The organism is Methylobacter sp., assembly GCF_023227905.1.
Classification (GTDB): Bacteria; Pseudomonadota; Gammaproteobacteria; order Methylococcales; family Methylomonadaceae; genus Methylobacter_A.
In genome coordinates this window covers 19,452-38,428 of the sequence record NZ_JALOCF010000013.1, presented here as the reverse complement: position 1 = coordinate 38,428, position 18,977 = coordinate 19,452, and the positions used below count along the sequence as shown (strand labels likewise).

The window sequence follows — 18,977 nt, the reverse complement described above, 5'->3', positions numbered from 1 at the left end:
TTGAAGGCATAGCCCGGTAGTTGATTTAATTGGTCGACTCAAGAATTCCAGTCTCTTCGATGTATTGATTCCGCGCAGCCTGATGCGGCATCGCAACCTATAGCCGTGGTAATGGTAGGGAAGCCGATCCGGGAGGGGAATTACGGACAGTCACATGATTTGTCGATTCGCGCAGGCACATAAATTTTGAGAATGCTGGTTATTCAAGTTTGACCGTCGTGTCGATTCGGCGCTATGGACTTAATTCCCGCCCGTTCGGCCAGGCGCACCAGATCGGCCAATGAACGGACTTTTAATTTCGTCATCAGATGAGCGCGGTGGACTTTGATCGTTTTTTCCACAGTTCCGAGGTCGGCCGCAATTTGCTTGTTTAGCCTGCCGGAAACTACATGATCCAGAACTTCCCGCTCGCGCGGCGTCAGCGTCGACAGCTTCTTCCGGATTTCGTTCAGTTCGTCGTGAGCCCGTCGGTTCATGCGGTTTGTTTCGATGGCGGCATGAATGGCTTCGATCAAATCCTGGTCATGCACCGGCTTGGTCAGAAAATCGATGGCGCCTTGTTTCATTGCTTGTACGCTCATCGGAATATCGCCATGGCCGGTCAGAAAAATGACCGGTAATTCATTATCCCGGGCGGCAAGTTCCTGTTGCAGTTCCAGGCCATTGAAATTGGGCATGGCGATATCGAGTACCAGACAACCGTGAATGAACGGTTCGGATTGATCAAGAAATTCTTGCGGCGAAGCAAATGTGGCAACGTTCATTTCGTTCGAACGCAGCAGACGTGCCAGGGATTTCAACACGGATGGATCGTCGTCGACTACCAGCACGGTGGGCGCGGATTCGTTCATGCGCTTTCTCCAGGGGATGTCGGCAGCTTGAAATGAAAGACGGCGCCGCGGGGCGTGTTGTTGGTGGCCCAGAGTTGTCCGCCGTGGGCGGTGATGATGGTGCGGCAAATAGGGAGTCCCAAACCCATACCTTGCAATTTGGTAGTGAAGAACGGCTCAAAGATGTTCCCCAGGCTTTCAGAGGGAATTCCCGGGCCCTGATCGCCGACGGACACTTGTACCTTATCAATGCCGTTCTGTTCGGTGTGGACAAACAGCCGGCGTCTGTCTGCATTGGTATGGGACATGGCTTCACAGGCATTCATGATCAGGTTAAGCAAGACTTGCTGGAGTTGCACGCGGTCGCCAATGACGGCCGGCAACTTCTTGGCGAGGTCGATGTTTACGTTAATATTGTGATTCACCAAATCGCTGCTAATTATTTTTAAGACTTCTTCCACGATCTTATTCAGGTTAACCGGAAGATGTTGCACCTCGCCTTTCTTGAGTAATAGACGTAAACGCTGGATAACTTCGACGGCGCGTTTATCCTCGTTCACAATGTCCTTGAGGATGTCCTGGATCTCGGCAAGATCGGTATTGCCATGAGCTAGGAAGCGCTGGGCGGCCTGGGCGTTGCTGAGGATGGCCGCCAGCGGCTGGTTCAATTCATGCGCCAGCGAACCGGATAGTTCGCCTAACGTAGTCACGCGCGAAAGGTGCGTCAGTTCGTTACGTTGCTGCTGCACAGCCAATTCCGCCTGCTTGCGCCGGGTAATATCGATCGTAACACCCAGCATGCGGAGCGGCTGATCGTCCTCACTGAATTCGATGCGGCCGCGGGAATTAAACCAGTGTACCTGGCCATCCGGCATCGTAATGCGGAATTCGCTCTCATAATGGCCGTTTCCCTTGATAAACGATCTTTCCACTGAGTGCCTGACCTGCTCGCGATCCTCCTCATAAAGAATGTTCAGAAAATGCTCGAAACTGATTTTCTGTGGCTCAGAGATTCCGTATAACCTTGGGTCATCATCCGTGCTCCAAATTTCATCAGGGACAATGTCCCACTCCCACATTCTCAGTTCCCCGGATCTTGCCGCCACTCTCATGCGTTGCTTGCTGAGTCGCAATTCAGCTTCACTATCCTGCAACTGATCAGACAACTGCGCCGAATGCAACAGGTCGAAACTCAGTTCATAGGACATAGCGAGAAGAATAGGCATGAAGGAAAGGCCGACGATATAGGGCGAATTGATAACTCCGGCATTCACCAGCGCACTATGGCAGGTCCCTGTCAACAGGAAGAATATGATGCTGCTGCTGAACACGATAGCACGGCGGCGGCCCGTATCCGTCCCCCCGCGCCATAGGGTGAATGCGGCATCCAGCACAAACGCCGCAAGCACCACGGTGCTGAGCGGACCGACTACATACCAAGGATTGAGCGAGCCTTGGGCGATGGATATCGTTTCGCTGCCCAAAACTGCGACCTGTTTGAGACCGGTGATCTGGTCAAAAAAAAGGTTCTGTCCGGTGGAGAAACTCAGGATGAGCGCAACTGCGCGCAAACCCACTGCCAGCCAGGCCAGCCAGGAGCGTCCGGCATCGAAGTAACAGCGCACGAAGCAAATAATTGCCAGCCATAGGACGAGAAGGGGAAGGTGGGCCCAACGCAGAATTAGCGCCATTTGCTCGATGGACGTCGTCCGCATGGCCATTAATTCCATGCCGGTGATGACTGCGATAGCGATAGCGGCGGTTGCAAACGATAAATTCGCCCATGGCTGTATGCCTTTGGCCCAGATAAAAAGATGCAGTAGCGCAAAGGCCAAGGATGTGGACGCCAGCATGGACCATAGTACAGTCATCCGGCTCATTGAAAGACCGTCGAACTTTCTGGATCACACGCTACTTCGGCGGCCGGAAGTAGAAACCGCGCAGTGAGATGCTGGGATGTCATACTGTTATCCAATAGGCCATTGAATAACTTTATGGGCAGAGAGGCAAACCTGTATGCCGGCATGAATATCGTCAATTTTTTCTTATTGATAAGCAACTCAGTGACGTTATCGTGTATCAAAACTGACTTGGAAAAAAAGATTGTATTTCTTGTTAAACGCATGATCCAAGTTGGTAGATTCAAGTTTTCGCGTTTCATTTTCGGGGTGTTCCGCTCGCCAGTCTCGTGTTTAGTAATGCCTAAATAGGGTTCGCAGACCCTCAATCATCGGTGTGATCAGATAATGTTGAGCGATTTAAACGATGAGGTGATTGACAATCGCACCTTTGCTAGCAATCTGCCTATCGCAGCTTGAAAGTGCCTGATCTAATTAAAGTATTTCCTTTCTGCTAACCATAGTAAATACGTACCGCTACTTACAAATACTTGTCTTGATGTGCTTAAGGTAAAGTCTATTTGTAAATTAGAGAAGGCAACATTTAAATGGGATTACGCTGTAGGAGTGTTGGATGCAAAGCGGTTTTAAATTTTTTGAACTTCAGCGCCGGTAGAAACTTCGATACCGTCGGCATCGCTTGCAGTATCGATGGGGCGAAGGGCTGTAGATGTAGCCACCATCACCCTAAGTATCCGTACTAATGGTTTGTTTAATCGGTATTTTATATTGTTAAGCCAAGGCAGAGATCCTGCTTGAACAGAAAAGTGGCTTGGGCACACGGTGTTCTGGACAGCCATCTTTGCACACTTGCCGGAAGAGAATATTTTGAGGTTGTCGGAGCTATCATCCTAAAGCCGCCTGTTTCACACACCACGAAAACCTTACGGCCGTTAAATTTACTGGTCAGTCAGCTATTGAAATTTGGCTGCCAACAAGTGCAGAACACGCTGGGCAGCCGCTATTACCTAGAAAAATCCCAAAGCAGAGCTGATCAAGGCTGAGTTTGCAACGTCGCTGTTGTGTCTGAAATAAAGCGTAGCGTTAATGGACGCGATCTCGGAGCGAAGCGGGCGCAGGTTGCAGCAGTTTTTTATAAACGGCTACTTATACCCAAAGGGCATAAGTTTCGTTTGAGCAGACAAGCTGCTCAACTCAGCTTTAATCCAAGGTGTTACCCAAAGCTATGAACAGCGCATCCGATTTAAAACTGCCGTATGGCTTTTTCCTTAAATATGACAATTAGTATTATCAAATTGCTACCGATGATAGTGGTACTCATTGTTGCCACCGGCTGGGGTGTTTGCGCCCTTTATTTTGGCGATTCACGGATCAGTCTGTTTCGGACCGTTTTGGCGGTCATGTTTGCTATTTCCGGATTACTGGCATTAATTTCATTAGCGATTCCAGCGTGGCGTTCTCGTTTATTAATCATCCATAGTGTCTTGTTTATTGCCATACTCGTCTGGTGGCTAAATATTAGGCCTTCAAACGATCGCCAATGGCAAAGCGATGTTGAAAAGCTGTCATACGCAACGTTTCAGGATCATTTAGTGACGGTCCATAATATTCGTAATTTTGATTACAAGAGTGAATTTGATTATCAGCCGGGCTATTACACTAAAACCTTTGATTTAGATAAGCTTGAAGGCGTGGACCTTTTTGCGGTGTATTGGATGGGGCCGGCTATTGCGCACACCATCATCAGTTTTAATTTTGGCAAAGGTAATCATCTCGCCGTCTCGATCGAAGCGCGCAAGGAAAAAAACGAAGGTTATTCGACGATAAAGGGCTTTTTTCGGCAATATGAGTTGATCTACATCGTTGCGGATGAGCGCGACATCATCCGTTTGCGCACCAACTATCGTCAAAATCCTCAGGAAGAGGTTTACCTTTATCGCTTACTTGCACCAAAGGAAAACGCCAAGCGCTTGTTTTTGGATTATTTCAAAGATATCAATAAGCTATATGAAAGTCCGGCTTTTTATAATACGTTAACCGAAAATTGCACCACCACGATATGGCTGCATTCCAGGATTAATCCAGAGCACCTGCCTTTTTCCTGGAAAATTCTGATAAGCGGTTACGTGCCGGAATACCTCTATGAGAATGGACGCATTGATCAACGCTTACCTTTCACTGAGTTGCAACAGCACGTACATATTAATAATGCGGCGCATCAGGCCGATCAAGCGGCTGATTTCTCGGAACGTATCCGCAAGGCTCCGCAATGAGTTGGTTTTTACTACTCCCCACCTGTACCCCCAATCATTAATGCCTGATTCGCATGGAGTTCGCCATTCTTCATCGCTCAGTTCCGATCTATTTGACATGCCGCTCACCAAATCCATAGAACTTGGGATGAGCAACTAAATGTCAACAGAACCTTGCCATTATTAACAAATTTTATTAACACGTTGCGAAACCTTAGCTATTGGACTAAAGGCCAATAGCCGATGCCGTAGGATCGGGTTACCTTATCAATAGCTTACTAAAGCCGATTCCAAATTCAGAGGACAAAGAGCATGAATAAAAAAAACGCTTTTAAAGATGTCATGACAACCCTAATTATTACTACTGGACTGCTCGCTACCTCGGCTCCGAGCTATTCGGAAGACATGGGTGAACGAAGTAATGAGCGACAGGAGTCACGGGACACTAAGCAGGGTGGCCGCGAGAAAGCTCGCGATGCCAAGGATGTATGTAAGGAGGGAGACGAGAAGAGCCGTCCGGAATGCCGTCAGGATAAACGGGAGGTCAAGCAGAAGAGTCGGGAGACCGCTCGGGATATCAAGTCGAAATGACGGGCGGATCCCTTCGAGCGTATTCAAATGAGGCCTATCTAACGGAAAGGTCATAGATTGTAAATAAACGTCCAGTTTTTCATAAACTTATATTTATACCCTCATTGCAATTTGCATCACGAATTCATTTTCAAAACAAGAGTTAATTTTTAACTCTTGTTATACATTCGCAATTCACTATTAAAATTTAGGAGTTTCCGATGAAATATAAAGACCTAGCCCTTATTTTTACCATTGCCGCTGTTATCCCTCCATCGATAAATATCGCACAAGCACAAGCAGAAGAAACTAAACCCGTCGAAGAGCATGATAAAGCTGTGAAAGAAGCAGGCACAGTTGGAGCAGCGGCTGACGAAGGAAGGCAATTAGACATGTTCCGTTTCGGTCTGCGTATGGAGAAATTGGACTTCATCAAGAAAGCGATGAAACTGCCCCCAGAACAAGAAAAAAAGTTTCTGGACCAATACTATCTTTATGACACTGAATTGAAAAAATTAAATGACCAACGTCTAGCAACCATCAGTGATTATGCGGCCAAGATTGACAGCATCAAGGGTGATGAAGCAGATAAACTGATCAAACGTGTGTTTAATTTCCGTAAAAACCGCACGGCACTACTTGAAAAGTATTATGGCAAAATCGCAAAAGCAACATCGAAAACCATTGCTGCTCGTTTTGTGCAAGTAGAAAGCATTTTGCAAGGAACTAGCGACGTGAAAATCGGTTCTGCACTTCCTGTGATGCCTGAATAACAAATAACCTGCGTGAGACGTTACTGATTTTGCGCCGCAATGTCGGGCAACTGTGAAGCTGTTGCCCGACTTCAATTTCGATAATGGAAACGATGAAGCGGGTAAAAAAGATAACTGCAAGGCCTGGGATAGACATTGGCCTACAATCTTCTGAAGTCTTGGCTGTTGTTATGGCGAGTGCGGCCTCTTTGCTAAAGCGGCTCCATTTCAACGTAACCATCATTGAAATTGTATTGGTCAGTGGACTCGCGCTGATAGTCTCCGGATGCGCTAATCCGGTTGGTGTCAAGAATGTAGATATCCAAACCGGTTATCGTCTGCAAACAGAAAGCGTGCTCTCGGTAGGGCAGCCGTCGGATGCCTCGCAAAAGGTACTCAGGCGTAACGGTCTGCTTGATCGGTTCGAGGCAGAGCCATCTAGAGTGCTTGCCGAGCTCCATGCCGCGCTAAAGCCTACTGGTGACGATGATCGACTTTTTGCACTGGCAGAGTTGTCCTTCCTTCATGCTGAGCGTACCGGCGATCGCGCCTATTTCCTGGCTTCAGCCGTTTATGCCTGGGCCCTTCTGTTACCTGGCGACGACAACGAGGTGCTGCTGAAACCTTCAGATCCCCGATTTCGGTTGGCCTATGATCTCTACAACCAAGGTGTCGCTCAGGGACTGGCCGCACCTGGTGATGAAGACGACCATGAAGTGCGACTGGAGCCAGGAGAGTATAAGCTGCCGTTCGGGACGCTACAGGTAACGCTTGATAAATCAGGTCTAACGTGGGGCGGATACCGGCTTGACCACTTTATCTCAACCAGCACCTTGGCGGTTCATGGCCTCAGGAATCGCTACCGCAACCCCGGACTCGGCGCTTCTCTGACTGCCAGCCTTGCTGCAAGGCAGAAGGGGGAGAAAGTGATCGGCTCGGAACGTCTCGGCCCCCGCACTCAAGTCCCGGTCACTGCGTTGCTGCGTTTTGAGCATGCGCGTGCAAACCTGGCCGGTGGGAAACTCAGCGGGCGTCTGGAACTGTATGCTTCGGACCAGGCCGAGACGGTCGCGGTTGATGACGGCCGACTGCAACCCATCGAGTTCGACCCGACGGCAGCACTGGCCTATCAGCTGAATGATAGCCCTCTCTACAGTATGGAGATCAGTGCCTTTTTCCGTGGAGGGTTTATCTCAGGTCTGATGTCCGATTTGAAGTCGGAAGATAGAACCCAGGATGGGCTGTTCACGCTGCAACCTCACCGGGCCGGAAAGATTCCCGTGGTGCTGGTGCATGGGACGGCATCGAGCCCCGCGCGCTGGGCCGAACTGATCAACGAACTCCAGGGCGATCCGATCATCCGCAAACGCTTCCAGATATGGGTCTTTCTGTACGACAGCGGCAACCCTATCGGCTACTCGGCCGGTCTGTTGCGGACTGCGTTGACGAATGCAGTCCAGGAGTTCGATCCGGAGGGAAAAGACACGACGTTGCAGCGCATGGTGGTGATTGGCCATAGCCAGGGCGGGTTGTTGACCAAGCTGACTGCGATCGACAGCGGGACCCGACTCTGGGATCGCGTCAGCAATAAGCCGCTCGATGAGGTCCTGGTTAATCCCGAGATACGCACGCTTCTTCGGCGGTCGATGTTCTTCAAGCCCTTGCCTTTCGTGGAGCGTGTCGTGTTTATTTCCACGCCGCACCACGGAGCCATGTTAGCGGCTCGGCGTGTGATTACCGGTCTTGCTGCCAAGCTTATTAGCCTGCCAAGAGCGGTGCTCGGCGAGCTCGCGCAAGCCGCCGGGACGATCAGCGACGAAAAGTTGGCAGCGGCGATGAGTAGCCCTCCGACGGCGGTCGACAACATGAGCCCGAACAACCCAGCCTTGAAAATTCTGGAAACGATTCCGGTCATGCCCCGCATTAAGGCCCACTCGATTATAGCTGTGGAGGGTGACGGGCCGAAAGAAGAGGGGGATGACGGTGTGGTTACTTATCGGAGTGCTCACATTGATGAGGCAGTCTCCGAGCTGGTCGTGCGTTGGAGCCACTCCTCCCAGGGTCAGCCTGAAGTCATTGAAGAGATTCGCCGCATCCTGAACGAACATCTGGCGACGTTTTACAAGAAAGATTAATCTGCTTTCTCAATGTATTCTCTGTAAATTAAGTCGGGTAGAGACAGCGTATTGCTACGCCGTCGAGGGTGTAATAATTTTTGTGTAAACTGGAAAACGGCTTCTAAATTTTGCCGCTTTTACAATAAAAGAGTATCTAAACTTTTCAGGGGATAACTTGTATCCTGTCGATATTTTTACAAATTACGGCTTTTGTCTGAAAGGTTCAACGCCGATTAGTAATAAATATTACAAGCCGTTTTCCGGTTATAAGTCTTATTCGGCGCCAATAATGCTAATTCACTTTAAATGATAAGTCGTAATTTGGCCCAACAAGCGAATTTGACGACAGCGGAGGAGATAGAGGTTAATATAGCGGCCGGCTTCTTCGCTCGGGCGGAAGGCTAACTTGAAGCCGCTCCCTTTGGCTGTTTGGTTTGCCGGATAATCAAGCCATGCTGGGCTTGTCCGCAAATGGATTTTTTATGATTTAATGGCGTATGTTTTTGAGTTTTTAATGCGCTTTCCGGTAGTAGCGTGCGGGGTTTAGGTTGTGGCTTTTACTAGGGAACAGTTACTTATTCACGAACGCCGCATGCACTACGGCATATCACTAAGATTTTTATGACGACATTACTTTGGTTACAAACCGGCTCCTGCGGCGGCGACACCATGTCGATTCTGTGTGCGGACAGTCCATCGCTTGAAGAACTCGTGGATGAATACGGCATTGACATGCTCTGGCAACCGTCCCTGTCCATAGAGCCGATGAGCAGGCTGGATGGCTTGATCGAGGCGATCATTGCGGATCAACAAGCCCTCGATATTTTATGCATTGAAGGCAGCATTATTACCGGCCCCAATGGTTCGGGCATGTACGACCCGTATCGCGGGCGTTCCAAAATGAGCCTGGTCAGCGAACTGGCTGAAAAGGCTGGATACGTGGTGGCGCTGGGCACTTGCGCGTCATACGGCGGTGTTCATGCCGCGCCGCCCAACCCGACCGATTGCCTCGGTTTGCAGTTCGACAAACAATCCCCCGGCGGTTTATTGCCGATTGAATGGCGCTCTCGCAACGGCCTGCCGGTCATCAATCTCTCGGGTTGCCCGGCACATCCCAATGCCATGACCAAAACGCTGGCCATGCTGGCATCCGGGCTTCCGGTAGAGCTCGATCATCTTAACCGTCCCAAGGCGTTTTTTAATTCTACTGTGCATCAAGGCTGCACTCGCAACGAATATCATGAGTACGACGTAGAAGACACTGAGTTTGGCGGTAAGGCCTGCATGTTCTTCAATCTGGGGTGTCAGGGACCGGTCACGATGTCCATCTGCAACACCGAGCTTTGGAATGGCCGCAGCAGCAAGACCCGGGCAGGAGTACCGTGTTTCGGCTGTACTTCGCCTGATTTTCCTTTGGACCAGGATCTGTTTTTGACTGAAAAAATCGGCACCATACCGGTCCATCTACCGCTGGGCGTGGAACGGGCCAATTATATGGCCTACAAAAGCCTGGCTCATGACGCGGCTCCCGAGCGGGTGCTGAAAAAGAAGATGGACCCTTAACCATGACCAGACGAACCATTCAAATCGACCTTAACCGGGTCGAGGGCGATCTCGATTTTCAACTGGAACTCGAAGATAACAAAGTCGTTGATGCCCGGTGTATCGGCTCCCTGTACAGGGGCTTCGAACAAATCCTGATGGGCCGCAAGCCCAAGGATTCTCTGGTGATTACGCCCCGTATTTGCGGTATTTGCGGCACTGCGCAATTGAATGCCGCAGTGCTGGCGCTGGAACATATCGGCCGTATCCCGGTGCCGCCCGCAGCCATTCGTATCCGTAATCTGTGCTTGATGGCCGAGACGGTGCAAAGCGATCTTCGGCAATCTTTCATGTTCTTCACTGCCGATTTTTGTCATTCCAAATACATTAATAGGCCGTTTTATGAAAAAGCGCGGGCTGCTTTCCTGCCGTTTAAAGGATGGGTTCATCGCGGCGCCCTCGAGCATTCGCGGCATATGGTCGAAATTATCGCGTTGTTTGGCGGCCAGTGGCCGCATTCTTCTTATATGTTGCCGGGCGGCGTCACTACCCCTGCCAGTAGCCGCCATATCATCGACAGTCTGTCTATCCTTAATAAACTGACCCGCTGGTTTGAACAGACCGTTATCGGCACAGACCTGGAATCCTGGCTGGCGCTACAATCCGCGGATGAATTTTTTACCTGGCTAACGGCGAAGGATGCCCATGCAGACAGCGCCATCGGAATGTTTACGCTGATAAGCCGCGACATAGGCCTGCAACATGTGGGCTTCGGCACGCCGCATATGATCAGCTATGGCGCTTATGACGACCCGGACGATGCCGGGGCTTTTTCCCCGCAGCGCAAGCACTTGTTCAGAGCCGGCTTTCTCAATGGCGATACCGGCAATATCGAGCCTTTCGAGCAAGCGGAAATTACCGAGCATGTGCGTTATTCCTGGTTCCAGCCATACCCGGGCGGGCGTCATCCGTTCCAGGGGCAAACTATTCCGGATTATCAACCCCATTCTGACCGCTATACCTGGTGCAAAGCGCCCCGCTATCAAAATAAAGTCGTGCAAACCGGCCCCTTGGCGGATGCGTTAATCGACGGCGAGCCGCTGATTAGCTCGTTATACCAGGCGGAGGGCGGCAATGCCTGGTTGCGTCAGCTCGCCCGCTTGCGCCGCACTGCCCGGCTGTTGCATAAAATGCGCGAAACGTTGCACGAACTGGCCGCACATCTTAACGACCCGCATATGATCTCTCCTGGCAAGGAAGAAATCCCCGACGGGGAAGGTTTTGGGCTAGTGACGGCGGCGCGCGGTGCATTGGGTCACTGGGTGCAAATCACCGACGGCGCTATTAGCCGCTATCAAGTCGTTACGCCAACCGCCTGGAATGCATCGCCTAAAGACAGCGAAGGCAGGCGAGGGCATTGGGAAAGCAGTTTGCTTGGCTTGACCGTTGAAGATCCGGACGATCCGGTGGAAATCGGCCATATTATCCGCTCCCACGATCCCTGTCTGGTCTGTACCGTGCATGTACTCGACACGGGCAAACGCATTACCGTATGGCCTTAAGCTATGGCTGACCGACACATCATTTGTTTTGGCAACGACTTGCACGGGGATGACGGCTTCGGCGGCCGAATCTATGCCCAGCTCAGCCAACTGATGTGGCCGAAAGATGTCGAGCTGTTCAATGCAGGCATCGCAGGGCTCAATGCACTGCGGTTTCTTGAGGAGTGCAGGCAGGTGATCCTGGTCGATGCTCTGGCCAACTTCGGGAGTGTTGGGGAAGTATTCCTGCTAAGGCCGGATGACTTGGCTGACCGGCCGGAACAGCTCACCGGCCACGGCCTGGGGCTGCCGTATCTGCTGGAGGCTCTTAAAGTTATCAGGGACCCGCTGCCGGATATTCTCATCGTGGGGGTCGAAATAGCCGCCGTTAGCTCCTTTTCCCCGGGTCTCTCCGATAAAACCGAGCAGGCCGTAGCCAAAACCGTCCACTTGATACGCGGTCTTCTTTCGGAATGAGTCATAAAGGTCAAAATCTTCGTGACGCCCTTGTTGAATCGCTAACATTCATCGACTTGGCGGATCCGCCGCGCTGGAAAGGCCGATTGCAATTATCCGGCGAACATCATCCTATTGATATTCTGATTTTTAACATCGATGGCGAATTTCAGGTTGCCCCCGCCCGCTGCTCTCATGAAGGCTACGATCTGACGCATTGTCCGCTGGTCGATGGAAATCTCCTTGTTTGTCCGGCGCATAGCCAACGCATCGATTTGAAGATTTCCGATCTTTGTGTCAAGGAACGCGACGGTCAATTTCTGGTATCCCAGAATGAAACCAGCCGGTTTGAAACAGCTGAAAACCGCACCGAAATTATTTCCGGCAACGAGGATAACGAAACAGTGCTTCAACTGCGGGAGGAAATCGATAAGCTGCGGCTGGCTACCCTGAAACAGGAACAGCAAATTCGCGTCATAACACAAAGCATGGATGCCATGCTTCGCGAATCGGAACAGCAAAAGTTAATGCTCAAGGAAAAGGTGCTTCAGCAGCAGACTTTCAGCCGCTTTGTTGACCGCGTTATGGATACCATTGAAGATCTCCTGATTGTTATCGATACCGAAGGCCGGATTCTGCAACTGAATACGGCGGTGGAGCGCGAGCTCGAGTATAGCGAAGACGAATTGCTGGGAACCTGCGTCGACGAATTGCTGACGCCTCTCGAACGGCTGCAACTTGCCGAACAATTGCCGTCTTTGCCCTGGCCGGTTCGATCGGTGCTGTTGGAAACTGTCCGGCTTAACGGATACTATACCTGTGAGCATGAGCTGTTAGGCAAAAACAGGGGCAACACAAACCTTATCTATTGGTTGAAGAGCAGTTTGCTGCATTCGGAGCAGGGAAAACTGGAAGGCGCTGTTGTGACGGCTTTAAATATCTCCGAATTAAAAAATCGGGAAACTCAATTGCGACTAAGTGCCAAAGTCTTCGAGAATAGCAGCGAGGCGATTTTCATTACCGATCCGCAGGGCACTATTCTTGAGGTCAATGCGGCATTTTGCTCAATGTCCGGTTATGCGCGCTCCGAAATTCTTGGCCGAAATCCCCGTGCGTTCAAATCAAAGCTGCACGATCAGCCGTTTTACAAACGGATGTGGCAATCGTTGTTGAATGAAGGCGAGTGGAAAGGAGAAATATGGGATCGCCGAAAAAATGGCGAACTCTGTCCGATGCTGCTCAGCATCAATGCTGTCACTGACCAGCGAGGCCAGTTGACTCATTATGTGGCGATTTCCACAGATATCAGCCACCAGAAACAAACGGAACAGGAACTCAAGCAACTGGCGTACTACGATGTACTGACCAATCTTCCCAACCGGTCTCTGTTCAAGGAACGGTTTGAGCACGAAATCTCTCTGGCGCAAAGCAGTAATAGACGAATTGCGTTGTTATTCCTTGACCTGGATCATTTCAAGGACGTCAACGATACCATGGGGCATTGGGCCGGCGACTGCTTGCTGCAGATCATAGCAACCCGGATTCAAGGCTGCTTACGCAAAACAGATACCGTTGCCCGTATGGGCGGAGACGAGTTTACCATTATCCTGCCTGGATTAAGCGGCATCGCCGATGTTACCGAGTTAGCCCGAAAACTGGTCGAGGCGATGACAAAGCCTGTCCAGATTAAAGATCACACTGTTTTCGTCGGCGTCAGCATCGGCATTGCCGTCTTTCCCGACGACGGTAATGACTTCTATACCCTGACCAGGCATGCAGATACCGCCATGTATGCGTCCAAAGCAAAAGGCCGGGGCATGTTTCATTACTTCGAAGCGGGCATGAACGAGGCGGCACATCAGCGGCTGTCATTGGAAAGCGCACTGCGGTTGGCCATAGAACAGGAAGAATTCCAGCTTTATTACCAGCCCAAGGCCGATAGCAGCTTATCCCGCATAACCGGCGCCGAAGCATTGATCCGCTGGAAGCGGCCTGGCTTTGGAATTGTATCGCCGGACTCCTTCATCGCTATCGCCGAGGAAACGGCTTTGATTATTCCCTTGGGCACATGGATACTCAAAACGGCTTGCTTGCAAGCTAAGGTATGGGCCAACAACTTGGCAGGATTCCGGCTCGCCATCAATCTGTCGCCCCGGCAACTGCTGGCTGAGGATTTTATTGCCGTGCTCGACAGCGTTCTGGCCGAAACCGGTACCGATCCCGAATCGATTGAATTGGAAGTGACTGAAAGCTTGATCATGCACGACATCGAAAAAGCGACTGAACGATTGCATCAAATCCGGGCGCGCGGCATTCACGTAGCCATGGACGACTTCGGTACCGGCTATTCATCGTTATCCTATTTGCAAAAATTGCCCATTCAGTCGCTTAAGATCGACCGGTCGTTCATTAAGGCTTACATCAATGACCCCGCCTCAAGCGAGGCGGCGTTCATCAAGACCATTGTGTCCCTAGGGCAAGTTTTGAATATGAAGGTGGTTGCCGAAGGTGTCGAAACCGAATCCCAGTTGGCGTTATTACAGTCATACGGCTGCCATGAGATTCAAGGGTATTATCTGTCGCCTCCGTTGCCAGCAGATGAATTTCAAAGACGCTGGATTGACCCTGGCGTTATCGAATGAAGTCAATACCATGAAAAGCAGAGGGCAGGGATAAGTATGCATGAACTATCGTTACTTGAGAATGTGCGGGAAATTCTCGAAAAAAATGCGCTGAGCCAAAGTTTCAGCAAAGTTACCCAAGTGACTCTGGAAATAGGCAGGTTTTCCAATGTTGAGCCGGACGCATTACGTTTCTGTTTTGATGTCGTTATGAAGGATTCGTTGGCAGAAAATGCCGAGTTGATTATTTGCGAACTCAATGGGCTTGGGGTTTGTCAGCAATGCGGGCAACAATTAGAAATGACAACGTTGTACGATGCGTGTGTCTACTGCGGCAGCCCTTTTGTTACGGTCATCCAGGGCGCAGAAATGAAGATTAAAGACTTAATTGTTATTTAATATGGCGCTATTTTCTCTGGCGCAAAGTAAATAAAAGCCCTTATATGTCAATATAGGGCTTTTTTTATAGCTATTGTTTGCCCAGGGGTATCAGTGTGTCTAATGTAATGTGCTGAAAGTGAACCCGGAAGGAAGCGATATTAATCGACTGTCCATTGCACCAGTCCGCTGTATGCCGTGGCAATAACAATCAAGCCAAAGACTATGCGGTACCAGGCGAAAATAATGAAATCATGATGACTGATATAGCGTAATAAGCCTTTGATTGCGAGCAGCGCGCTAATAAATGCGGCGATTAGTCCTGCGGCAAAATAGGGGAGGTCGGTAGCCAGTTCCAATAAATCCCGGTGCTTATATAAGTCATAGAGGCTGGCGATAATCAGCGTGGGAATTGCCAGAAAAAAAGAAAATTCAGTTGCGGCCTTGCGCGAAAGCCCAAATAACAAGCCGCCGATGATGGTTGCGCCGGAGCGCGAGGTTCCCGGAATCAACGCGAAAGCCTGTGCGATACCGAGCTTTAATGCATCCAACGGGCTTAAATCTTCGACTTCATAGATGCGGATTTTATGTTCCCGTTTTTCCGCCCAAATAATTATGAAGGCGCCAATGATAAACGCAAGAGCTACCGGAATAGGCTTGAACAGCACGGCTTTGATGTACTTGCCGAACAGTAAGCCCAGGCTTGCCAACGGCACGAACGCAATCATCAGGTTTAAGGTAAATTTTTGCGCCGACTTCTGGCTAGGCAGGCCCACAATAACAGCAGCGATTTTGGCACGGTATTCCCAGCATACCGCCAGGATAGCGCCGACCTGAATAACAATTTCAAATAACTTGCCTTTGTCATCATTAAAATTCAGCAAGTCGCCAACCAGGATTAAGTGTCCGGTACTGGAAACCGGCAAGAATTCGGTCAGGCCCTCAACAATGCCCAGAATGATAGTTTTAAGCGTTAATATAAGATCCATGTTTTGTCGATAAGATGAGTGATTCGGTAGGTAAAAAGTCCGTCTGCCCCGGTTTCAGGCAGGCTCATCTATAATAAACTGTCACGATGCAAATAACCAAATATCGGTCGGCGACACCCTGATCTGCCGCTCCGCTGTCAGCATCAAATGACTAAAACGGGTGCATTGCCCCCACTGCATTGTTTATACTATGCCGAATAACCAGAGTGTTTCTGGCCTTGTTTTTAGTATTTAAGTAAAATGGCGGGTTACGCTCATGCGCCTTAATGAGTAACCTAATTAACATTTTTAATCCATGCATACTCGTTGTAACAGGATCTAGCAATGACCAATAGTTTAATCTCAAAAATCACCGGACAGAATGACGTCGATCCAGCAGAAACCAGGGAGTGGATTGAAGCGCTCCAAGCCGTGTTGGAGCACGATGGCAGTGAGCGTGTACACTTTCTGATTGAACAGTTGGTTGCAGTAACCCGGAGTGCGGGATTCGACATCCCTTTTAGCGCCAACACCGCTTATATCAATACTATTCCTGTTGCGCAACAGGCCCAGTTTCCCGGTGATGTTACGATAGAACACAATATTCGCGCTTATGTACGCTGGAATGCCATGATGATGGTATTGAGGGCGAATAAGCACACTAATGTCGGCGGGCATATTGCCAGTTTTGCTTCGGCGGCAACTTTGTACGATGTTGGATTTAACCATTTCTGGCGTGCGCCTTCCGACCAACATGACGGCGATTTGATTTATACTCAAGGCCACTTAACGCCGGGCGATTATGCCCGTGCGTTTTTGATGGGACGATTAACGCTGGAACAGATGGATAATTTCCGTCAGGAAGTGAACGGCAACGGCTTATCGTCTTATCCTCATCCCTGGTTGATGCCGGATTTCTGGCAATTCCCGACGGTTTCCATGGGGCTTGGGCCGATTATGGCTATTTATCAGGCTCGTTTTATGCGCTACTTACAGGATCGCGGCTTTGCCGACACCTCGAATCGTAAGGTTTGGAGCTTTCTGGGTGATGGCGAAACTGATGAACCCGAATCTTTGGGCGCCATCGGCATGGCCGGGCGTGAAAAGCTGGATAATCTGATTTTTGTTATCAACTGCAATCTGCAACGCCTGGATGGACCGGTGCGCGGTAACGGCAAGATCATTCAGGAACTGGAAAGCGAGTTTCGCGGCGCCGGCTGGAATGTAATCAAGCTGGTCTGGGGCCAACGCTGGGATGCGTTGCTGGCTCGTGATAAAGACGGGCTGTTGGTGGCTCGGATGATGTCCTGCGTCGACGGCGATTACCAAACCTTTAAAGCCAAAGACGGCGCCTATGTGCGCGAACATTTCTTTAATACGCCTGAACTAAAGGCTATGGTTGCCGATTGGTCCGATCGGGATATCTGGGAGCTTAATCGCGGAGGCCATGATTCAGTTAAGGTTTTTGCCGCTTTCCATGCCGCAGTGCATCATCAAGGACAACCCACCGTCATTTTGGCTAAGACCATTAAAGGTTATGGCATGGGCGCATCGGGAGAAGCCCAGAATATCTCTCATCAACAGAAAAAAATGAGCGCCATCTCGTTAACCAATTTTCGAGATCGCTACGGCTTGCCGGTAACCGACGAAGAGCTACAAGACTTGCCTTATCTCAGTTTTCCGGAAGGTTCAAAAGAACAGGCCTATATGCAGCAGCGCCGCAGTGAGTTAGGCGGTCCTTTGCCCGCCAGAAGAGCAAAATCTTATGCTTTGGACGTTCCGGTATTGAGTGATTTCAAATCGTTGCTCGAAGCTAGCGGCGAAGGCCGCGAAATTTCCACGACCATGGCTTTCGTGCGGCTGCTTAATATTCTGATCAAAGATAAAAACATCGGTAAACGCATTGTGCCGATTGTTCCGGACGAATCAAGAACCTTCGGTATGGAAGGCATGTTCAGGCAACTGGGCATCTGGTCTCAGGTTGGTCAGTTGTACACTCCGCAAGATGCCGATCAGCTGATGTTCTACAAGGAAGACAAGCACGGTCAGGTGTTGCAGGAAGGCATTAATGAAGCGGGCGGCTTATGCGACTGGATTGCGGCGGGCACCTCGTATTCAACGCACAACGTACCGATGATTCCGTTCTTTATTTACTACTCGATGTTCGGTTTCCAACGCGTTGGCGATTTAATCTGGGCGGCTGCCGATCAACGCACCCGAGGCTTTTTAATGGGCGGTACGGCGGGCAGAACCACGCTGAACGGCGAAGGCTTGCAACATGAAGACGGACACAGCCACTTAATGTCGGCTACGGTACCTAACTGCGTTTCCTACGATCCGACCTATGCGTATGAACTGGCTGTAATCATTCAAGATGGTTTACGCCGCATGTATGTCGAGCAGGAAGATGTTTTCTATTACATCACCGTCATGAACGAAAATTATGCCCATCCGGCGATGCCTAAAGGCGCGGAGCTGGATATACTGAAAGGCATGTACAGTTTCAAAAAAGGCGCAAACGCCGCGCCTGTTCCTGACAGTCCTGCGGCATACACTCCATCCATGGAGATAAAGAAAGCGCCTCGCGTGCAGTTATTGGGCTCGGGAACCATTTTCCGTGAAGTCGAAGCGGCGGCTGAGTTGCTGAGCAACGACTGGGGCGTGGAAGCCGATTTATGGAGCTGCACCAGCTTTACCGAGCTGGCCAGAAACGGTCAAGCTTGCGAACGCTGGAATCGTTTGCATCCGACCGAAACAGCCAAGCAATCCCATGTCGCACATTGTCTTGCCGACGCACAAGGCCCGGTGATTGCCGCCAGCGATTATACTCGCGCCTTTGCAGAACAGATCCGCGCTTATATTTCCGCTCCTTATACAGTGTTGGGTACCGATGGTTTCGGCCGTTCCGATACGCGCGAAAACTTGCGCCGGTTCTTTGAGGTAGATCGCTACCATGTAACGATTGCGGCGCTAAAAAGTCTGGCAGACTTGGGGCAGTTCGATGCCGCCAAAGTGGATGTGGCAATTGCCAAATACGGCGTTAATCCTGAAGCAGCAGCTCCCTGGCTAATCTAACGGAAGGAAAAAATAT

14 protein-coding genes are annotated in these 18,977 nt (G+C 50.3%); 10 read left to right on the top strand and 4 right to left on the bottom strand.

Annotated elements, in window-relative coordinates; translation table 11 throughout:
• Positions 1-203 precede the first annotated feature (203 nt).
• The 3 genes from M0R47_RS07395 to M0R47_RS21905 are packed head-to-tail and all read right to left on the bottom strand — an operon-like array spanning position 204 to position 3,057.
• On the bottom strand, positions 204-851 hold the full coding sequence (locus M0R47_RS07395) for a response regulator transcription factor (RefSeq protein WP_292552520.1): 648 nt from the start codon (positions 849-851) through the stop codon (positions 204-206).
• The gene (locus M0R47_RS07390) at positions 848-2,701 is read right to left on the bottom strand and encodes an ATP-binding protein (protein ID WP_292552517.1); all 1,854 of its coding nucleotides are present in this window, start codon (positions 2,699-2,701) and stop codon (positions 848-850) included. The genes M0R47_RS07395 and M0R47_RS07390 overlap by 4 nt, the downstream gene beginning before the upstream one ends.
• Before the next feature lie 5 nt (positions 2,702-2,706).
• Positions 2,707-3,057, bottom strand: coding sequence for an IS1 family transposase (locus M0R47_RS21905; RefSeq protein ID WP_366513177.1), 351 nt, complete (start codon positions 3,055-3,057; stop codon positions 2,707-2,709).
• 906 nt (positions 3,058-3,963) lie between these two features.
• Here M0R47_RS21905 and M0R47_RS07385 point away from each other — a divergent pair.
• From M0R47_RS07385 to hypA, 9 genes are all read left to right on the top strand, one after another.
• On the top strand, positions 3,964-4,962 hold the full coding sequence (locus M0R47_RS07385; RefSeq protein ID WP_292552514.1) for a DUF4105 domain-containing protein: 999 nt from the start codon (positions 3,964-3,966) through the stop codon (positions 4,960-4,962).
• A 291-nt stretch (positions 4,963-5,253) separates the two neighbouring features.
• Positions 5,254-5,532 (top strand): hypothetical protein, encoded by a 279-nt coding sequence (locus M0R47_RS07380; RefSeq protein ID WP_292552511.1) that lies wholly within the window; start codon positions 5,254-5,256, stop codon positions 5,530-5,532.
• A 200-nt stretch (positions 5,533-5,732) separates the two neighbouring features.
• A complete protein-coding gene (locus tag M0R47_RS07375; protein ID WP_292552508.1) occupies positions 5,733-6,284 on the top strand; it encodes a hypothetical protein in 552 nt (183 codons plus the stop codon).
• A gap of 92 nt (positions 6,285-6,376) precedes the next feature.
• The gene (locus M0R47_RS07370) at positions 6,377-8,398 is read left to right on the top strand and encodes an alpha/beta fold hydrolase (protein WP_292552505.1); all 2,022 of its coding nucleotides are present in this window, start codon (positions 6,377-6,379) and stop codon (positions 8,396-8,398) included.
• Positions 8,399-9,001: 603 nt separating this feature from the next.
• Complete coding sequence (locus M0R47_RS07365) at positions 9,002-9,943, top strand: NADH:ubiquinone oxidoreductase (protein ID WP_292552502.1); 942 nt, start codon at positions 9,002-9,004, stop codon at positions 9,941-9,943.
• Between the two features lie 2 nt (positions 9,944-9,945).
• Complete coding sequence (locus M0R47_RS07360; RefSeq protein WP_292552499.1) at positions 9,946-11,484, top strand: nickel-dependent hydrogenase large subunit; 1,539 nt, start codon at positions 9,946-9,948, stop codon at positions 11,482-11,484.
• Positions 11,485-11,487: 3 nt separating this feature from the next.
• Positions 11,488-11,940, top strand: a complete 453-nt coding sequence (locus tag M0R47_RS07355) for a hydrogenase maturation protease (RefSeq protein ID WP_292552496.1) — start codon at positions 11,488-11,490, stop codon at positions 11,938-11,940.
• Entirely contained in the window at positions 11,937-14,561 is a 2,625-nt protein-coding gene (locus M0R47_RS07350) for an EAL domain-containing protein (protein ID WP_292552493.1), read from the top strand. The genes M0R47_RS07355 and M0R47_RS07350 overlap by 4 nt, the downstream gene beginning before the upstream one ends.
• Positions 14,562-14,597: 36 nt before the next feature.
• The gene (hypA, locus tag M0R47_RS07345) at positions 14,598-14,939 is read left to right on the top strand and encodes a hydrogenase maturation nickel metallochaperone HypA (RefSeq protein WP_292552489.1); all 342 of its coding nucleotides are present in this window, start codon (positions 14,598-14,600) and stop codon (positions 14,937-14,939) included.
• A 140-nt stretch (positions 14,940-15,079) separates the two neighbouring features.
• Here hypA and M0R47_RS07340 read toward each other — a convergent pair whose 3' ends face one another.
• Positions 15,080-15,907 carry an undecaprenyl-diphosphate phosphatase gene (locus M0R47_RS07340; protein WP_292552486.1) on the bottom strand — a complete coding sequence of 276 codons (828 nt, stop codon included), beginning with the start codon at positions 15,905-15,907 and terminating at the stop codon, positions 15,080-15,082.
• Positions 15,908-16,231: 324 nt separating this feature from the next.
• On the opposite strand from M0R47_RS07340, the gene aceE reads away from it, so the two are divergent.
• A complete protein-coding gene (gene aceE, locus M0R47_RS07335; RefSeq protein WP_292552484.1) occupies positions 16,232-18,961 on the top strand; it encodes a pyruvate dehydrogenase (acetyl-transferring), homodimeric type in 2,730 nt (909 codons plus the stop codon).
• Positions 18,962-18,977: the final 16 nt, after the last annotated feature.